This is a genomic window from Legionella steigerwaltii, from assembly GCF_001468065.1.
Taxonomy (GTDB): domain Bacteria; phylum Pseudomonadota; class Gammaproteobacteria; order Legionellales; family Legionellaceae; genus Legionella; species Legionella steigerwaltii.
The window spans coordinates 167,269-185,435 of sequence record NZ_LNYZ01000005.1 but is presented as its reverse complement, the minus strand read 5'-3'; the positions used below and the strand labels follow the sequence as shown (position 1 = coordinate 185,435).

Here is an 18,167-nt window from a genome sequence, read left to right as displayed (position 1 = left end):
ATGCCTTATATCCCACACACTTCTGAAGACAGCAAGATGATGCTTGACGCCATTGGCGCGCAAGACACCCAAACTTTATTTGATGAAATTCCATTGTCTTTGCAATATGCAGGATTTCAAAATATACCTGCCGGCATCAATGAAATGGATATGTTAAAAGAAGCACAAAAACTGGCGAATAAAAACCGTAATGGAATCTGCTTCATGGGCGCAGGATGTTATGAGCATCATATCCCTGCAGCAGTGTGGGATATTGCTTCTCGCGGTGAATTCTTAACAGCATATACTCCTTATCAAGCCGAGGCCAGTCAAGGCACTTTGCAATTGCTATACGAATACCAAACCATGATCTGTGAATTAACAGGAATGGAAGTATCGAACGCATCGATGTACGATGGCGCTACAGCACTCGCTGAAGCTATTTTAATGGCAGTACGTATCAATAAACACAGTAAAACAAATCGCGTATTGATCACTGGGACAATTCATCCCTTCTACCGTGAAACCATTGAGACAATTCTAAGAAACCAACACATCGAAGTGATTACCTTACCTTTTGATGAAAAACAAGGCATTACTCCTCTTGCTGCATTGGAACAATATGCAGGAGAAGATATTACGGCTCTGGTTATTGCTCAACCTAATTTTTTTGGTTGCCTTGAAAAAGTAGATGAACTCAGTGATTGGGCTCATCAAAACAAAACCGTCAGTGTTGCCTGCGTCAACCCGGTATCACTGGCCTTATTAAAACCACCAGGAGCCTGGGGCAAACATGGTGTAGACATTGCCTGTGGTGAGGGGCAGCCTTTAGGTTCACCTATGGCATCAGGCGGCCCTTATTTTGGTTTTTTAAGTGCTCGTATGGCTCATGTACGCCAGATGCCTGGACGAATTATCGGATGTACTTTGGATAAAGATGGAAGAAGAGGGTTTACCTTAACCTTACAGGCACGTGAACAACACATTCGTCGTGCCAAAGCAACCTCAAATATTTGTACTAACCAGGGCTTATTAGTGACCGCAGCCACGATTCATATGAGCCTTTTGGGCGCAGAAGGATTACGCCAGGTTGCGAGCCAGTGCCACCACAATACTCATGAATTAGTAGAAGCCCTAGAGCAAATTGATGGTGTAGAACAGGTTTTTACTGCTCCTTATTTTCACGAAGCATTGCTCAAACTCAATCAACCCGTAGAACAGGTTTTAAAACAATTAGCGGATGCAGGTATAACCGGAGGCTATCCTTTAGAAGTTCATTACCCTCAATTGACCAATACTCTTTTAATTTGTGCCACAGAAATGCGTACTGAAGAGGAAATAGCGTTTTATGCAAAAACGCTGAAATCCATCATGTCTCAACGAGGTGACTCATGTTTGTAATCCAGTTAACCTATTTAGTTCCTCTTAGTGAAGTAGATAAGTACCTACAAGCACATAGAGAATTCCTTGATTACTACTATAAACAAGGTTTATTGCTGGTTTCCGGTCCTATGAAGCCACGTACTGGTGGCATCATCATTGCAGCTACAAATGATCGAGCTTATCTTGAATCCATATTCGCAAAAGATCCATATCATCTGGCGGAGATCGCAGAGTATCAATTTATTGAATTTACTCCAGTCCTTCATCGAGCTGAACTTAAAGAATTTATTCAAAAAATGGAAGGCAAATTATGTTGATTTTTGAATTATCTAAAAAAGACCGTCAGGCTGCTGCCCAAGCGCCCAAAATTTCGACCAGTAAATACGCCATTCCTGCTGAATTGCAGCGAAAAACGCCCCCGAAAATGCCTGCTTGCTCTGAATTGCAAGTGGTAAGGCATTTTACTCGCTTATCCCATAAAAATTTCTCGATTGACAGCAATTTTTATCCTCTGGGTTCATGTACCATGAAATACAACCCTCGAGGTGTACACAAAGCAGCGTCCATGCCGAATTTTCTTAACCGTCACCCTCTAGCAACAGAAGAAAATAGCCAGGGTTTTTTGGAACCATTATATTTCTTGCAAGAACATATTGCTGAAATTACAGGTATGGCAGGTGTTTCTTTGACACCCATGGCGGGTTCACAAGGCGAATTTGCTGGGGTTGCTATGATTAAAGCCTATCATCAATCTCGAGGCGACACAGCACGTGATGAAATGCTGATTCCTGATGCAGCTCATGGTACAAACCCTGCTTCCGCAGTCATGTGTGGTTTTAAGATTGTTGAAATATCGACTGCAGCAGATGGTGATATTGATCTTGAAGAATTAAAAAGCAAACTGGGTCCAAGAACAGCAGGCATTATGCTTACCAATCCCTCTACTTTGGGCTTATTTATGCGCCAAATTAAAGAAATCGCAGCGCTTGTTCACCAGGCAGGTGGTTTATTATATTACGATGGAGCCAATCTAAACGCTATTCTGGGAAAAGTAAGACCTGGAGACATGGGTTTTGATGTCATGCACTTAAACTTACATAAAACATTCGCCACACCTCATGGTGGAGGTGGCCCCGGTGCTGGCCCTGTAGCCGTAGGCAAGCGATTGCTTCCCTTCATGCCATTGCCGGTGGTCAAAAAAACGGATTCCGGATATCAATGGGCAACTCGCCAAGATTATCCACAAAGTATTGGCCGTTTGTCCTGTTTCATGGGAAATGCCGGCATTTTACTGCGTGCCTATTTCTATATGCGCGTACTCGGTAAAGAAGGTTTGCTCCGAGTCTCGGAATATGCCACATTGAATGCGAATTATCTGCTCAAAGAGCTCACTAAAGCAGGTTTTACTGCAGCCTATCCAAGCCGACGTGCTTCTCATGAATTTATTCTCACTTTAAGTCCAGAGAAGAAAATGTATGGTGTTACCGCAATGGATTTTGCTAAACGATTATTGGATTATGGAGTGCATGCGCCAACGACTTATTTTCCGTTGCTCATTCCAGAATGTCTGCTAATTGAGCCTACAGAGACTGAAAGTAAAGAAGAATTAGATCAATTTGTACACGTAATGAAGACCATTAGAGAGGAAGCTGCATCAAATCCTAATTTGGTTAAAGATGCACCGCACACCCTACCGGTCAAAAGGCTGGATGATGTAAAGGCAGCTCGCGAGTTGGATTTAAATTATTTTGCACATAAAGAATCCTAAGAGAACTATTAATCATTCAGACTCAGCATAATGGAGTTTCCCTTCTCCCTTTTGGGGAGAAGGTGCCCGTCAGGGCGGATGAGGGTATTGATTGTCGCCAATAACTCTCACCCCTACCCCTCTCCCATATAGGTGGGAGAGGGGATTCTTTTTAATTTAACACTCATTTATAAAGCACTTAGAGTATGTCTTGTAAATCAATCTTATTAGGTCTATAACTATAAGATAGAATTAACAATTTAAGCTCCATCTGCTATCCAGATTTATGTGCTCTACAATGTTGTTAAATTACAATGTATATTTAAGGAGTGGTATAAAGTGCCCCAAAAGAACCTTACAGTTCTCCACTTTCTTTTGCAGGATGTACAGGTCTGTATGGATCTTCACTACATCGAGAAAATTCTGCCCTTGCCTATGCTTGAAATAGTTCCGTCTTGTCCGATTTATTTTGTAGGGCTAATGAATCTTAAAAATAAATGCATTCCTGTACTTGACCTGGCAATGTGTACTGGCTTGACACGAAATGAAATATATCCTTTAAATATACCCATTCTACTTTGCTCCGATGGGGCGCATCAAGTTGGTCTAATTGTTGACAAAGTGCTTGGATTGAGTGATATCGATGAAAAACAAATCGAAGTACATGAAGAATTTACAAATAACAACTCACCTTTTTTTGGCGCTGTCACTCTAGAAACAGGCGTTTCACTATTGATCGACATCGATTGGGTTTTTGCTCTAAAGTTAGCGCAAGAAATCAACCAATCGGGTACAAATCATGAGTAATAACATGGGTAATAATATGTTGAATGACATAAAAAAACTTGAACCTGCATTTATGGAGTTAATCCATAATCGCTATGGGCTAGTAATCCATGTGAATCAAGCTCAAGAATTAACGAAAACCATTGCAGCAACATGCAATAAATTCAATTATCAACCCCAAGAATACTTGGAACAATTAAATAACTGTTCCAGTAACTCATCTTTATTAGCCGATTTAGTCGCAGCAATTACAGTAGGAGAAAGTTATTTTTTTCGTGATAAAAGTCAAATGCATTTACTTGAAAGCAAACTTTTACCGGATTTGATAAAACAAAAGTCACGAGATTTTACTTTAAAAATTTGGAGCGCCGGTTGCTCTTCAGGCGAAGAAATATATACCATCGCCATGCTATTGGCAGAGCTCATACCCAATATTAATATATGGGATCTCTATTTATTAGGCACTGATATCAATACAAATGCACTTCAAAAAGCAACGGCAGCTACTTATGGACAATGGTCCATGCGTTCAATTCCTGAGCAATACTTACAACGTTATTTCCTGAAAAATGGTCGTACTTATACTCTTTCTCCCGAGATTCGCAATTTAGTACAATTTAAATACCTTAACTTATGTGATAACAGCTATCCCTCTGTAATTAATGGAGTATTTGAGGTGGATTTAATCTTATGCCGCAATGTGCTTATTTATTTTGATAATGAGCTTGCAGCAAAAATTATGAAAAAGCTAAGTGCTTGTATGGCGGAAAACGCTTATCTTATACTGGGTGCATCAGATCCTATTGTAACAACTGGGACAAATCTTGTTTTTCATCATGATGGTGCAATCTATTTCTCACTGGATAGCCATAGTGAACTAAAGGATTTTGAATGATGATTAATGAACAAAAAAATGCTTCAACATTGATGCCCAAAAGTAAGGCCGCAATCCAAATTCTGCAAGCAAGAGCAAAACAACTCGCAAAACAGGAAGTTGATGTCAGCAAAAATCATGGCATTTCTTTTGTTCATTTCAGGCTTGGCCAAAATGAAAGTTATGGAGTTTCCTATCAATATGTTCAAGAAATTTTGCATAATGTCACTATGGAGCTACCTCCCTTTGTACCCAATTTTATCTCTGGGGTATTCAACTGGCGAGGAGCATTGATTACAGTAGTTGATCTCATCAAATTTTTTCATCCTCATCATGCGGAGCATCATTCAAAACAAGATAATGAATTTATTATCGTTATCCACGCAAACAATATAACTCTTGGTTTGCTTGCTAATCGTGTTGAAGGCAGTGAGGTTTATCAACCCGATCAATTAGCGACTCCATTATCCGCTGCGAATGTTGCTAACCCAGAATACATTCTAGGATTACATCAAGCAGTCACTGCAATTCTTAACGTCGAAACAATCATATCAAGCTTAAACAAAGAAATTAAAATGCGTTTATACAAGTCAGGAGAGTCTCATGGAAACTAATGGTAATAAACGACGCTTTGTTATTACGATACGCGCACGATTACTTATTGGCTTTATGACTCTTGGCTTGCCTTTATTAATATTAATCATGTTTTTGATACCCAAGGTAGACACAGTGGTCTTTCTAAGTCAAAAAATTCGTAGTGAAAACTTACACCAAATTCTTGATAGTCAAATTTTTCAAGCTCAAGATCTAGTGGAGCATTGGGCTATGACAGGGGATCTAGACGCTAGAGAACATTTTGCACGTTTGTGGGATCAAATCAATGATATTAGAAGCCAGTGGGATCACGCCATACACACACTTGGTAATAAAAAAATGCAGGAAGAGTGGGATAAATTACAAGAGTTATATCGCCCACTTTATGACGTTCAATCATCAATAATAAATGCTCATCGAGACCCCAACGATCCAAATAATGTAGAAAACAGCAGAAATAAGACAAGAGCCATTGAAAATGCAATGATTGATATTATTTTAGGGACCTATTCTCCAGAATCAGGTGAAAGAAGTAACGGATTATATATCCTTTTAAAGGATGAAATTGAAAAAAATACAAATAAAATCAATAGAAGCTTAATCTCTTTAAAGACATCCGCTTATTGGCTATTAAGTATTACTATTATTTTAACAATTTTAGTTCCTTATTTAACGCAGCGATCCATTGCAGTTCCTGTAGACAAAGCAATTAACATAGCAGAACGAATTGCTGCTGGTGAACGTGATGTAGTCATCCAAATTCAATCGGCGGATAAATTAGGAAAATTGCTTTTATCTTTAAAAACCATGCAGGAAGCAATTAGAAAAAATGAAGAAATCCTCCGCAAAAAGGAAGAAGAGTCGCGGGAGCTATTTGATAAACTTGTTAATTCATCGAAAAAATTTAGGCTGCATAGCAGTAAAGTTGCGGCAGGAGATCTCAGGGAACGTCTTGAAATTGATAAAGAAGATATATTGCAGGATCTGGGTAAAGATTTAAATTTGATGACGGATGGCTTGGCATCAATTACAAAAAAAATTACTACGGTCAGTAATGACATCGTCACTATGGTTGGGACTGTACTCACTTCCGCAAATGAACAAGCAGAAGGAATTACATCTCAAGCATCTGCTATCAATGAAATCAGCGCATCATTAGAAGAAATTGATAAGAGCTCAAAACAAACCATGACGAAAGCACAAGTGCTGCGGGAAGTAGCTAAAAATACATACGAACAAGGGAAACTCGGCACTGAATCTATCGAACAAAGTATTAATGGCATTAAAGCCTCTGAAGAAAAAATGAAGCTTATAGCGCAAACCATTCTTGATTTAAGTAATCACACACAACAAATTGGTGACATTACCTCAGTAGTAAATACTCTAGCGCAACAATCAAAGATGTTGGCATTAAATGCATCGATTGAGGCATCAAAAGCCGGGGAAGCCGGAAAAGGTTTTGCCGCAGTAGCTACGGAAGTAAGAAATCTTGCAGAACAATCAGAACAGTCAACGGTGCAGGTACAAAAAATTCTTGAGGATATTCGACGTACCACTGAAAAAGCGGTCACCGTGACAGAAGAAGGGACGAAGACTCTTGATTCAGGTACAAAGCTCATCGAGAAAGCAGGCCAAGTCATTCAAACTCTAAGTAAAATGCTTAATGAAGCTTCGATTTCAAGTCAGCACATTGAGGTGGCGATTCGTCAAGAAGCAGTTGGTATTGAGCAAATCGTTGAGAGTATGAATGAAATAAATCGGACTACATCGACTTTTTCAAGTGGAATAAAAGAGATGATGGCATTTATTCACAATTTGGATAACATCGCCAAACATCTAAAGGACGATGTGAATATTTATAAAGTTTAGGAGCACCAATGACTCCAGACGATCATTTACTAAAAGAGTTGCTTGAAACATTCAGCACGGAGCTTGAATCATTACTGACTGTCATCACTGATAATTTAAAAAAAATTGAAGGTGGTGAATCAATGGATGATTTAAGCCATATGATGGAAGAAATTTCTCGAGCCGGACGCAATATTAAAGTTTCAGCACTTTCTGTGGGTATTAATGACCTGGGGAACATGGCAGAACTCGTTGAAAAGCTGTTTGCACCTTCTCAGAAAGCATCATCGGAAGTCATTAATTTAACGTTTCGCGCTGTAGATGGGATGCGTGAAATCCTTCATGACTTTATAGAAAAAAGGCCCCTTTCAACAGCACATGATGAATTGTTACATCAATTACAATATGCTCTCATTTATAAAGAAAAAGAAGAATCGCCAATCTCCGAGGAAAAACCTGCACTGCCTATGGAAGACATGGCCTCCGAGATTGCTCCCTCTTCAGATAATGAATTTATAAAAAAAATTGTTGAAACATTTAAGACAGAACTTCAGGAAAATTTAATTACGATTACTGATGGTTTGCTCCAGCTCGAAAAGGGAACAAAATCAGAACAAGATTTCCAGGATGTGCTTGAAGAAATTTTTCGAGTTGCCCATAACATTAAGGGCTCTTCGCGTGGTATAGGCGCTCATGATGTCGGTGAAATTGCACACCATTTAGAAACATTATTTGCAGCAATTCAGAAAAAAAGTATTAAAATTTCCTCGGAACTCATTAATCTTTGCCTGCAATCGATCGATTACATGAATGAAGCAATGCAATGTTACAGTGAGCGAAAACCGCTATCCTTCGATTTAAAAAAGCACTTGGCGCAACTAAAACAATACACCGAACTGGCTACCCAAGAAATATCATCAATACCAGAACTGTATGAGCAACAAATATCAGGGCCTCAAAAGGTCCCTAGTACCCAAGAAATTCAAGCTAAAATAAGTGAATTTGAATCAATCCGCGTCTCTTTGCAAAATTTGGATAGTGTTTCATTTTATACAGATGAAATTCAAACCATTAAAATCTCTATTGAAGAATATTATTTCAATTTGACTAAAATGAATTTCAAAATCGATGATCTGCTTCTTTCATGGAAAAAAAATAGAGCCTATTTTAAAACACTTGCTGAAGATAAAAGCGAACCTATCGATTATCTCTTTTCTACAAATTACGCTGAATTAGCCGAAATCAATAATTCAATTCACTTAATGCAAAGGGAATTGTATCTATCGATTAATGAGTTATCCCTCTTGTTAAATGCATTACAAGATGAAATCCGCACCTTGCGCCTTATTCCAGTATCCACACAATTACGTTATTTACCACGAGTTGTACGTGATTTGGCGCATGAACTCAACAAGCAAGTCAATCTTGAAATAAACAGTAATGATGTAAAAATTGATAAGATAATATTGGATGGCTTAAAAGACCCCATTATGCATCTTTTGCGTAATGCAATTGATCACGGCATAGAAACAACCGAGATTCGTAAAGCAACGGGTAAGTCACCGCAAGGAAATATTTATATCAAAGTCAATCAAGAAGATAATCACATTGTGTTCAAGATAATTGATGATGGCGCCGGGATTAGAACAGAAGATGTAATTCGTATTGCACTACAAAAAAACTTGATTACTCAATCTGAACCAGGAAATATGAAGAAAGAAGATATCTACGAGCTCATTTTTCGACCTGGTTTCTCTACCCGTGAAATTGCTACAGATATTTCAGGTCGGGGCATAGGCCTGGATGCGGTGCGCTCCAATTTGCTCCGTTTAAAAGGCCAGGTCAGTGTCGAAAGCCAACTAGGTAAGGGGACGACCTTTTATCTCAAAGTCCCACTTACTTTAGCTACTGAGCGCGGATTGATTATCTCAAGTTGCAACCGAACATTTGTACTTCTTACCAACTCGGTAGAAAGTGTCATCCTGTTAAAAAAACAAGACATTATCAACGTGGAAGGAATCCCTTCCGTTCTTGTCAAAGAACAACCAGTTTTGTTATGCTCTTTGTCTAAAGCACTGCATCTTGATGAAAAGAAAAATAATTTAAAAGAACATATCTCTGTTGTTGTAATAAAAAATAATGGAGAGCAAATTGCGTTGCTAGTCGATGAAATTATTGGTGAAAGAGAAATTGTACTCAAACCATTACAAGAACCATTAACTAATATACCTTGCATCATCGGAGCTACCTTAACAGGCAGCAATCAAATTAATTTCGTATTAAACTCTTCAGAGATAATTAAACGAATGTTGCTATAGTGAACTACTGCCTATGATAAAAATTCTAATTGTTGACGACTCACCAACAGAAGCTGCATTAATTCAACACATCATAGAATCTGAAAAAGATATGAATGTCATTGGCATCGCAAAAAATGGCCAAGAAGCAATTGAATTAACTGCAAAATTAAAACCCGATCTCATCACTATGGATATTCAAATGCCCATCATGGATGGGCTTGAGGCCACGCGCATTATTATGGACAAAAATCCGACACCAATTATCGTGATAAGCTCCATGGTTAATGATGAGTCAATTCATGCTACGTTCCATATTCTTGAAGCGGGTGCGCTAACTGCTTTAGCAAAACCTGTGAATGTATTTTCTCCTTCTTTTGAAGAAAGTCGACAACACATCGCGGATGTCCTACGCAGCCTTGCTGATATTCGTGTTGTAAAAATACCCTTGAAAAAACATTTGAATCTTGATGAAAGCAAAAGACATAAAATAGAACATGTCAAAGAATCTCATTACGAAATTATAGCGATGGGGGCTTCAGTTGGCGGACCGATGGCATTGAGGACTATTCTGTCGCAATTAACTCCTAATTTCCCTTTACCTATTATGGTTGTTCAACATATGGGCAGCGGTTTTATCCGAGGATTTGCGAAATGGCTTGGAGAAAATGTACGCATTCAAGTGAAAAATGCAGTGGATCATGAGGCATTACAAAAGGGCACGGTGTATATAGCTCCTGAAGACAAACATATGATAGTTGAGCGTGTTCATGAACAATTAATCTGTAAGTTAGTTGATGGCCCCCCAGTTTCCGGTTTTCGTCCTTCAATTACACGTTTGTTGCAATCAATCGCTAAGGTCTCCGGAAAAAAGGCTATTGGAATCCTGTTAACCGGGATGAGTAATGATGGCGCAGAGGGTTTACTGGAATTAAAAGAGGCTCATGGACATACTTTGGTTCAAGACCAAGAGAGTTCCATAGTTTTTGGAATGGGAGCAGTTGCTCAGTCCATGAATGCTGTAGATCAAGTCATCGGATTGGGACATATTGCAAGTTATCTAACAAGAATTTGTGCCACTGAAAATGAGTGACTCTTTTATGGAAAAAGAAAACCCGGTAATTTTGGTTGTGGATGATAGCGCCACCATGCGTTTAATCACCAGTAATGCACTAATCAAAGAGGGTTTTAGTGTCATTCAGGCAGAAAACGGCGAAGCTGCTTTATCAGTGCTTAAAACTTCGAAACCTGATGCAATTTTGCTGGATGTAGAAATGCCAGGCTTGAACGGGTTTGAAGTATGTGCAGAAATTCGAAAATTACCCGATTGGCGCTATCTTCCAATTATGATGGTCACCGGCTTAGAAGATTATGAATCAATTAATAAAGCGTTCCGGGCTGGTGCTACAGATTTTACTACCAAACCAATTAACCCGACTCTATTAGGATATCGGGTGCGTTATATGGTTCGCACTAATTCTTATTTTCAAGAATTACAAATTGCCGAACAAAAAGTCCGGGTGCTCAATAATGAACTCATCGATAAATTAGTCGAAATCCAGCAAAATGCAATTGCAGTAGCACGCTTTGTGCCCCAAGATTTCCTTAAGGTGTTGAATCGTAAAAATATTGCCGACATCAAACTCGGCGACTGCGTTGAAAAAAACATGACCGTTCTTTTTTTAGATATAAAATCATTTACTGCTATGGCTGAACAGTTATCTCCGGTGGAGATTTTCAATCTTTTTAATACGCTTATGAGTTATTTGGATCCTGCCATCCTTAAAAATTCCGGTCTTATTGATAAATATATTGGTGATGCCATTATGGCATTATTTAATAATGCTGATGATGCGGTTGCCGCTGCATTGGATATGTTAGAAGCATTAAAGGCTTTTAATGCCACACGAGTACACGATAATCTCCCTCCTATTAATGTAGGAATTGGCATAAATACAGGCACCTTGATCGTGGGTACAGTTGGTTTTGAGGCACGCATGGATTGTAGTGTGCTTAGTGATGCGGTCAATATTGCTTCTCGACTTGAGACTTTAACTCGAAATTTTAATATCGAGCTCATGATTGGCGAAGAAACCTATGAAGAGTTAAAACAAAAAGAAAAATACGATTTACGTTTCTTAGGTTTAACAACAGTAAAAGGTAAAAGCTTGCCTATTAAAGTTTATGAAGTTTTTAATCATAATGTGCCAACTGATGTGCAATTGAAAAAGAGTTCTGCCCTTATTTTTGCTGAAGCGTTAGATTATTATGAGGCGAAACAATTTGATAAAGCGTCAAACCTTTTTGAGCAAATCACGACAAGTAATCCAAATGATTCACCCGCAAAATATTTTTTGCAGAAGTGCAAAGAAAAAAAGTAGGTTGGACCTTGGGCCCAACCTGCACATTTAACCCGCCTTAATTTGATCAACGACTTGTTGATTGAGATGAGTCACAATTAAACTAACTAGTTTAACTGCTTGATCATAATCACGCTTATCAAATACTCCAGCTTGTTGATGCGCATAGCGAATAGGCACACCGATATTGATACTGGGAACGCCTGAACCAGAGCCTTGTACTTTTGATCCATCTTGTCCGTAACCTATTTCAGATTCCAACTGTACCTGAATGTTATTTTTTTGGGCTAGGTCTAAAATCCAATTCAGCAGTTCTTGATGAGGAATCATGGAGCGATCGTATACAAATAGAGTAGGTCCTTTACCTAAAGCAATGCGACCTTTACGTTTTGCAACTAAAGCAGGGTAATCATCAGCAATACCGACTTCAACATTAATTGTAATGTCTGGATGTGTACTCTGATAAACAGTACTTGCGCCGCGCAAACCAACTTCTTCTTGTACTGTTGCAGCAGCGTAGAGTTGATTTGGTCGGTTCTGGTTTTTTATGGAATCAAGAACATCACCAATGAGTGCCAACCCTAGACGATCGTCAAGCGCTTTGGCTAAAAAGCGATTTTCACTTAAAGGACTGAATTGACTGGCGGGAGTGACTTGCAATCCTGGTCGTACATTAAATTTTGTTTCAGCCTGTTCTTTGGTTTCCGCGCCAATATCAAGAAACACAGCATTAGCCAAAGGCAGATTATTTTTTTTGGCCTCTTCGAGAAGATGGGTTGAATCCATACCAGAATAGGCCAAAATAGCCCCATTAGGTGTTGAAACCAGCCAACGTTGTGCAAAAATTACTGAAGCAGGGATGCCACCCAAAGGAATAATCTTTAAAAAACCATCTGGAGTAATTGATTCAATCATGTACCCAACTTCATCCATATGTGCCATTAATAGCACATTGGGTCCTTTTTGATTCACTTTATATTGACCAATTAAATTACCCATTCCATCTACAGTAAGGTTGCTCATCGATTGCTGCCATTGTTGCTTTACTACATCACGAACAGACTTCTCAAAACCAGATGCACCTGCCAAATCGGTTAACTTCGCCAAAGAATGTTCGTCCGCAATAGCACCGGTAGTAGCACCGATCAGCATCAATCCCATCGTTAACATGTTTAATCTTTTCATACAAACGTCCTTATCTTATATAAAATTTAATAGCTCAATAATTCAGGCTAATTGGTCTGTTTACAATTCGCTAGCTTGAGCCTTTTTGGCCAAGATAGTAGCGTTGTAAACAGACTCTACAGATTATTGTGACATTATTCTACTATAGTAACCGTATAATATTTAGGCTATTATTGAACCTTTTTATCATTGGAATACTTCTTGTCATGTACACTGCCATTGTAATTCCAGCTCGCTATGCCTCAACTCGATTACCAGGAAAACCTCTGGCAATGATTCATGGTCAAACCATGCTGCAACGAGTAGTGCGATTATCACGTGCAGCTGCTGAGGGGTTAAAAAATGTTTCTGTGGTTGTTGCAACAGATGACGAGCGAATAGTCCAACATTGTGATGAACTCGGTGTTACCTCCATCATGACCTCACCAGAGGCACCCAGTGGAACAGATCGAGTCGCCGAGGCAGTACGTAGCATGACAAGGAAGCCTGACTTTATTTTAAACATGCAGGGGGATGCTCCATTAACCCCCCCTGATTTTTTACGCGCACTGATCGATGCTTACGCTGCTTTCCCTTGTGATGCAGTAACTCCTGTTACTCAGTTAACCTGGAAGCAGTTGGATAATCTGCGTCAAAATAAACAAACTACTCCCTTCAGTGGCACTACAGCTGTATTCAATGAAAAAACAGGCAATGCTTTTTGGTTTAGTAAAAATATTATTCCCGCCATACGTAAAGAAGAAAAACTACGCCAAAAAGGCGATTTAAGCCCTGTATTTCGCCATATAGGCTTATACGGCTATTCATTAGATATGCTTGAACAATACATTACTTTGCCAGAAAGTACATTTGAAAAAATGGAAGGATTGGAACAATTGCGTATCTTGGAGAACGGTTATACTCTTCGTTGCATTCCCGTTGATTACAAGGGTCGTGCCAGCATGTCAGGCATTGATAGTCCAGAAGATGTAGCTCGTGCTGAGACTTTGATTGCTCAATACGGTGAATTATTAGAGAGTATGTAACGATGACAACACGCTTACTCATTGCACGCCATGGCAATACATTTGGACCAGGGGACATTGTCCGTAGAGTAGGAGTCACAGATTTGCCCTTAGTTGATAGTGGCCTGAATCAGGGACGTATGCTAGGTATTTATTTGAAAAATAATAATTTTATTCCTGATGTAATCTTCACTTCGAAACTCAAAAGAACCATTCAAACTGCAGAGCAAGCACAACAGGCCATGGGGACCAATTTACCTATTGAAACACTGACTATTTTCAATGAGATTGATTACGGACCGGATGAAAACCAACCCGAAGAACACGTTGTTGCGCGTATTGGGAAAGAAGCAATTAATGCTTGGGAATCACAAGCAGTGGTGCCTGAAGGTTGGAAGGTGGACCCTTCTGCGCTTATTAAGAATTGGATAGACTTTTCCAATCGAATTCGTAAAGAGCACATAGGAAAAACATGTCTTGTTGTAACAAGCAATGGGATTGCCCGTTTTTCGCCCTACTTAACTGGTGATTTTGCAACATTCAGCGCACAATATGGAATCAAAATCGCTACGGGGGCATTATGTGTCTTTGAAAATAAAGAGCCCTCTATGGAATGGCAATGTCGTGCATGGAATGTGAAGCCAAACCTGGATGCTTTGTAGCCTGGGTGAAGCGCAGCGTAACCCGGGTTTCTATATAAAATGGAACTATTTAATCCCGGGTTACGCTGCGCTTCACCCAGGCTACAATTCAAAAATTTTACTGGAAGAAGATCAATGAAATTATGGATGATGGTATTTTTTCTATTCATGAGCTCCGTATGCAATGGGACCTCCGAATATTGTTTACCCAATCAATCGTGTTGGCCAACCCAAGCGCAATGGGATGCATTAAATAAACAGGTAAACGGTCATTTGCAGCAAGGACATTCTCCCTTATCTCCCTGTATGAAAAACTCAAATAGCATGGCTTGCAAAGCCATTCTCAATCAACTAAAAAATCCTTACTTTATTGAATCGCAACCTGGTGCAACTCAATCCAATGGCTGGGTGGATGCGTGGCAATCGACAGTGAGTCCTTATGTTGTTGCTGTTGAAAACGTACAAGAAATTGCTGCGGCAGTTAATTTTGCACGCAAACATAGCCTGAAGCTTGTAGTGAAAGGGACAGGTCATGATTATCTAGGTCGCTCCAATGCGCCCAATTCACTCTTAATTTGGACACATAACATGCGCAAGGTAACCCTTCATGATCATTTTGTGCCCCAGGGATGTCCGGCAATGCACCCACCTAAACCAGCAGTCACGGTGGCAGCAGGCACACGATGGATAGAAGCATATAAAGAAGTTACTACAAATAATGGCCGTTATGTTCAAGGTGGAGGATGCGCTACGGTGGGTGCTGCGGGTGGATTTATCCAAGGTGGGGGATTTGGAAGTTTTTCCAAAAAATTTGGCACCGGCGCTGCAGGAATTCTCGAAGCAGAAATCGTTACTGCCGACGGTATAATTCGCACCGCTAACGCGTGCCAAAATCAAGATCTTTTCTGGGCATTAAAAGGAGGGGGAGGAAGTACGTACGGCGTTGTAAGTAAAATCACTTTGCTAACCCATAATCTCCCCAGCTCATTTGGAAAAGTTAAAGGGACAATTACAGCAAAATCAGATGCAGCATACGAACAACTTATTCATCACTTTATCAATTTTTATCGAATCAATCTCAATAATGAACATTGGGGAGAACAAGTTAGTTTCAACCCTAATAATCAAATGATCTTCTCTCTAGTTTTTGAAGGATTAAGTAAAACTGAAGTAGACAAACTTTGGCAACCATTTCTTGATTGGTTAGCCAAAAAGCCAGAGCAATACCAATTTGATCTCAACAGTGCGACACGTCCTGCACGGCACTACTGGGATTTGGATTATTTGATTGCAAATGCTCCTGATGCAATTGTGGTGAATAAAGAAAAAAATGCATCTTCAGGTGAATTTTGGTGGGCATCGAATCAATCCGAAGTATCCATGTACATCAACTATTATTTATCCATGTATCTTCCTTTCAAATTATTCGCTAAAGAAAATTCAGCGCATTTCGCCAGAACACTTTTTAATGCATCACGAGCCACTGAAATTGCCCTTCATTTCAATAAAGGTTTGTCGGGAGCATCATCTGATGCAACTGCACGTCAAAAAAATACGGCGATGAACCCAGAGGCACTTGATGCGGCAGCTTTGATCATTATTTCTGGAGGCCAACAAGATACCTATGCCCATATTGGGGGGCATAAACCTGACTTAATTAAAGCGAAGAAAGCCATACGTCAAGCGAATAAGGCGATGGACCTGCTCCATACCTTAAGTCCTAACTCAGGCACGTATCCGAATGAAGCGGATTATTTTATTAAAAATTGGCAATACGCTTTGTGGGGGAGTAATTACCCTAAGTTACTGCAGATCAAACACAAATACGATCCGCACAATGTATTTACTTGCCATCATTGTGTGGGGAGTGAATGAGATTTTAGGATTGATAAAATTGTAGCCTGGGTGAAGCGAAGCGGAACCCGGGTTGATATCACAAGTTCCCGGGTTACGCTTCGCTTCACCCAGGTACAATTCGAGAATCCATCAATCACATATCATCAAAATAATTCTTTAACGTGTGCTGAACATCTAAATTGAGCTCACCTGAATTAGGATCAATAGCACTTACCGTATCCCCAAGATAGCCAATTGCCCAAAAGAAGACATTGTTGGTTTCCATATTAGTTTGTAAATAAGACATGAGTGAATTAGTAAAAAAAGCTTTTCCTTTTGCGGTTTTCCAAGATGCCTCACCCAGTACAATGGGATAACCCGCCTTATATAAAAATCCCCATGACCAGTCAAAACGTAATTGACTTGGCATCCCAGGTGCTGTTTCCCAGCCTGCAACTTCAGCAGGATAAACATGTGGTGAGAAAACCAAGTGTCCATTGTGAGCGTAATCATCCCCCAACAACCATGGTAATGCAGACTGATTTATTCCTTGATTGATTAACTCATTTTTGAATTTATTCTTATCAAAAACAGCAATCCCGTTTTTAGCTTGAGTTTCATCAAGCAGGGGTTTGAAATCCTCTCCCCAATTTCCTTTAAAAAACACACGTTCTAAATTGCCACATAAAGAAGGATCTGGAGAATGGCTGTATCCATTGTCATTCACTACTTGTGATTTAGGAGCACAAATAACAGGGTTATTTGAATCATCATTTCCTGAATCAGGGCCTTCCACAAACAACAGTAAATTAGGATTATTTTTCTGTACTGCATTAGCAGCTGTTGCTATGACTTTGGTCCAGGGAACTTGAGAATCATGGCTTTTAAACCAGTTTAACCGATAAGGTTCATTAAAAATATCAATGCCTATGACATTGTCTAAGTCGCGATTTTTAATTTCTGTGGCTAAAAGAGCAATATCTTGCTCGTATTGCTTCATGTCATACACAGTCCCATCACGCATTGCATCACCATAACCATGACGATGATGGATATCAATCATGACTTTGATATTCTTCTTTTTTAACTCGTGTAGAACAATCCAAAAAGCTTGTTTCGGACTCACTGCTTTTTCACAAGCCGTACCCTGACTTTGCCAGGTTTTACAAAAGATACCGTTGCCTGCATTTGGAAAAGACTTGTCCGAAAGCCACTTATTCAAATCGACTTCATGCTGATCATCATAAAGAACCTCAGGTTGTATGGGTAATCGCAAGGTTTTAAAACTCACCGCTGTATTTTTATCTACACCTGAACTCGGAAACTCCCATGGATTACTGATTAAATCCATCATTCCATAAGCTCTTGGGTTAGAGCTTAACGATGGAATTGCATAAAAAGGATTGCTTTGTAAGCCTTGAAGAGTATTTGTGTCTTGAAATCCAGACCAGGATAGGCCATTTATATGAATAAGCTGGCCATTGTCATTGTAAATTTTACTTTCTCGAGTTTGGTAGGAGTGCGCATCCAAAGCAAACATTAATAATAACCAACATCCTAATACGCTTATTTTTTTCATTTACTACTCCTCCAAATTAATACATGGATAATTTTTAAAATGGGCGTTATTTAA

Annotated in this window: 15 protein-coding genes; 13 read left to right on the top strand and 2 right to left on the bottom strand. The window is 39.4% G+C overall.

All coding sequences use genetic code 11. The features are described 5' to 3' along the window. The 10 genes from gcvPA (at nt 1) to Lstg_RS04115 (ending at nt 11,889) form a co-directional block, all read left to right on the top strand. Complete coding sequence (gcvPA, locus tag Lstg_RS04160; protein WP_058476405.1) at nt 1-1,380, top strand: aminomethyl-transferring glycine dehydrogenase subunit GcvPA; 1,380 nt, start codon at nt 1-3, stop codon at nt 1,378-1,380. After that, the gene (locus Lstg_RS04155) at nt 1,371-1,679 is read left to right on the top strand and encodes a YciI family protein (protein ID WP_058476404.1); all 309 of its coding nucleotides are present in this window, start codon (nt 1,371-1,373) and stop codon (nt 1,677-1,679) included. Before gcvPA ends, Lstg_RS04155 begins: the two co-directional genes overlap by 10 nt. Beyond that, nucleotides 1,673-3,130: an aminomethyl-transferring glycine dehydrogenase subunit GcvPB gene (gcvPB, locus tag Lstg_RS04150; protein ID WP_058476403.1), complete on the top strand. Its 1,458-nt coding sequence runs from the start codon at nt 1,673-1,675 to the stop codon at nt 3,128-3,130. The genes Lstg_RS04155 and gcvPB overlap by 7 nt, the downstream gene beginning before the upstream one ends. Nucleotides 3,131-3,448: 318 nt before the next feature. Next, nucleotides 3,449-3,916 (top strand): CheW domain-containing protein, encoded by a 468-nt coding sequence (locus tag Lstg_RS04145; RefSeq protein WP_115324580.1) that lies wholly within the window; start codon nt 3,449-3,451, stop codon nt 3,914-3,916. Beyond that, entirely contained in the window at nt 3,909-4,790 is an 882-nt protein-coding gene (locus tag Lstg_RS04140) for a CheR family methyltransferase (protein ID WP_238585368.1), read from the top strand. The genes Lstg_RS04145 and Lstg_RS04140 overlap by 8 nt, the downstream gene beginning before the upstream one ends. Continuing rightward, nucleotides 4,787-5,383, top strand: coding sequence for a chemotaxis protein CheW (locus Lstg_RS04135; RefSeq protein ID WP_058476400.1), 597 nt, complete (start codon nt 4,787-4,789; stop codon nt 5,381-5,383). Before Lstg_RS04140 ends, Lstg_RS04135 begins: the two co-directional genes overlap by 4 nt. Next, entirely contained in the window at nt 5,373-7,232 is a 1,860-nt protein-coding gene (locus tag Lstg_RS04130) for a methyl-accepting chemotaxis protein (RefSeq protein WP_058476399.1), read from the top strand. Before Lstg_RS04135 ends, Lstg_RS04130 begins: the two co-directional genes overlap by 11 nt. A gap of 8 nt (nt 7,233-7,240) precedes the next feature. Next, nucleotides 7,241-9,529 carry a chemotaxis protein CheA gene (locus Lstg_RS04125; protein WP_058476398.1) on the top strand — a complete coding sequence of 763 codons (2,289 nt, stop codon included), beginning with the start codon at nt 7,241-7,243 and terminating at the stop codon, nt 9,527-9,529. A 13-nt stretch (nt 9,530-9,542) separates the two neighbouring features. Continuing rightward, nucleotides 9,543-10,601: a chemotaxis-specific protein-glutamate methyltransferase CheB gene (gene cheB, locus Lstg_RS04120; protein WP_058476397.1), complete on the top strand. Its 1,059-nt coding sequence runs from the start codon at nt 9,543-9,545 to the stop codon at nt 10,599-10,601. Between the two features lie 7 nt (nt 10,602-10,608). Next, on the top strand, nt 10,609-11,889 hold the full coding sequence (locus Lstg_RS04115) for a response regulator (protein WP_058476396.1): 1,281 nt from the start codon (nt 10,609-10,611) through the stop codon (nt 11,887-11,889). Between the two features lie 27 nt (nt 11,890-11,916). Here Lstg_RS04115 and Lstg_RS04110 read toward each other — a convergent pair whose 3' ends face one another. Continuing rightward, on the bottom strand, nt 11,917-13,029 hold the full coding sequence (locus tag Lstg_RS04110) for a M42 family metallopeptidase (RefSeq protein WP_238585369.1): 1,113 nt from the start codon (nt 13,027-13,029) through the stop codon (nt 11,917-11,919). A 230-nt stretch (nt 13,030-13,259) separates the two neighbouring features. Here Lstg_RS04110 and kdsB point away from each other — a divergent pair, with 230 nt between their 5' ends. The 3 genes from kdsB (at nt 13,260) to Lstg_RS04095 (ending at nt 16,573) form a co-directional block, all read left to right on the top strand. After that, a complete protein-coding gene (gene kdsB, locus Lstg_RS04105; protein ID WP_058476394.1) occupies nt 13,260-14,078 on the top strand; it encodes a 3-deoxy-manno-octulosonate cytidylyltransferase in 819 nt (272 codons plus the stop codon). A 2-nt stretch (nt 14,079-14,080) separates the two neighbouring features. Continuing rightward, nucleotides 14,081-14,719, top strand: coding sequence for a histidine phosphatase family protein (locus Lstg_RS04100; protein WP_058476393.1), 639 nt, complete (start codon nt 14,081-14,083; stop codon nt 14,717-14,719). A 114-nt stretch (nt 14,720-14,833) separates the two neighbouring features. Beyond that, a complete protein-coding gene (locus Lstg_RS04095; protein WP_058476392.1) occupies nt 14,834-16,573 on the top strand; it encodes an FAD-dependent oxidoreductase in 1,740 nt (579 codons plus the stop codon). 115 nt (nt 16,574-16,688) lie between these two features. Here the strand turns inward: Lstg_RS04095 and Lstg_RS04090 are convergent, their stop codons facing one another. Beyond that, a complete protein-coding gene (locus Lstg_RS04090) occupies nt 16,689-18,113 on the bottom strand; it encodes a cellulase family glycosylhydrolase (RefSeq protein ID WP_058476391.1) in 1,425 nt (474 codons plus the stop codon). Nucleotides 18,114-18,167: the final 54 nt, after the last annotated feature.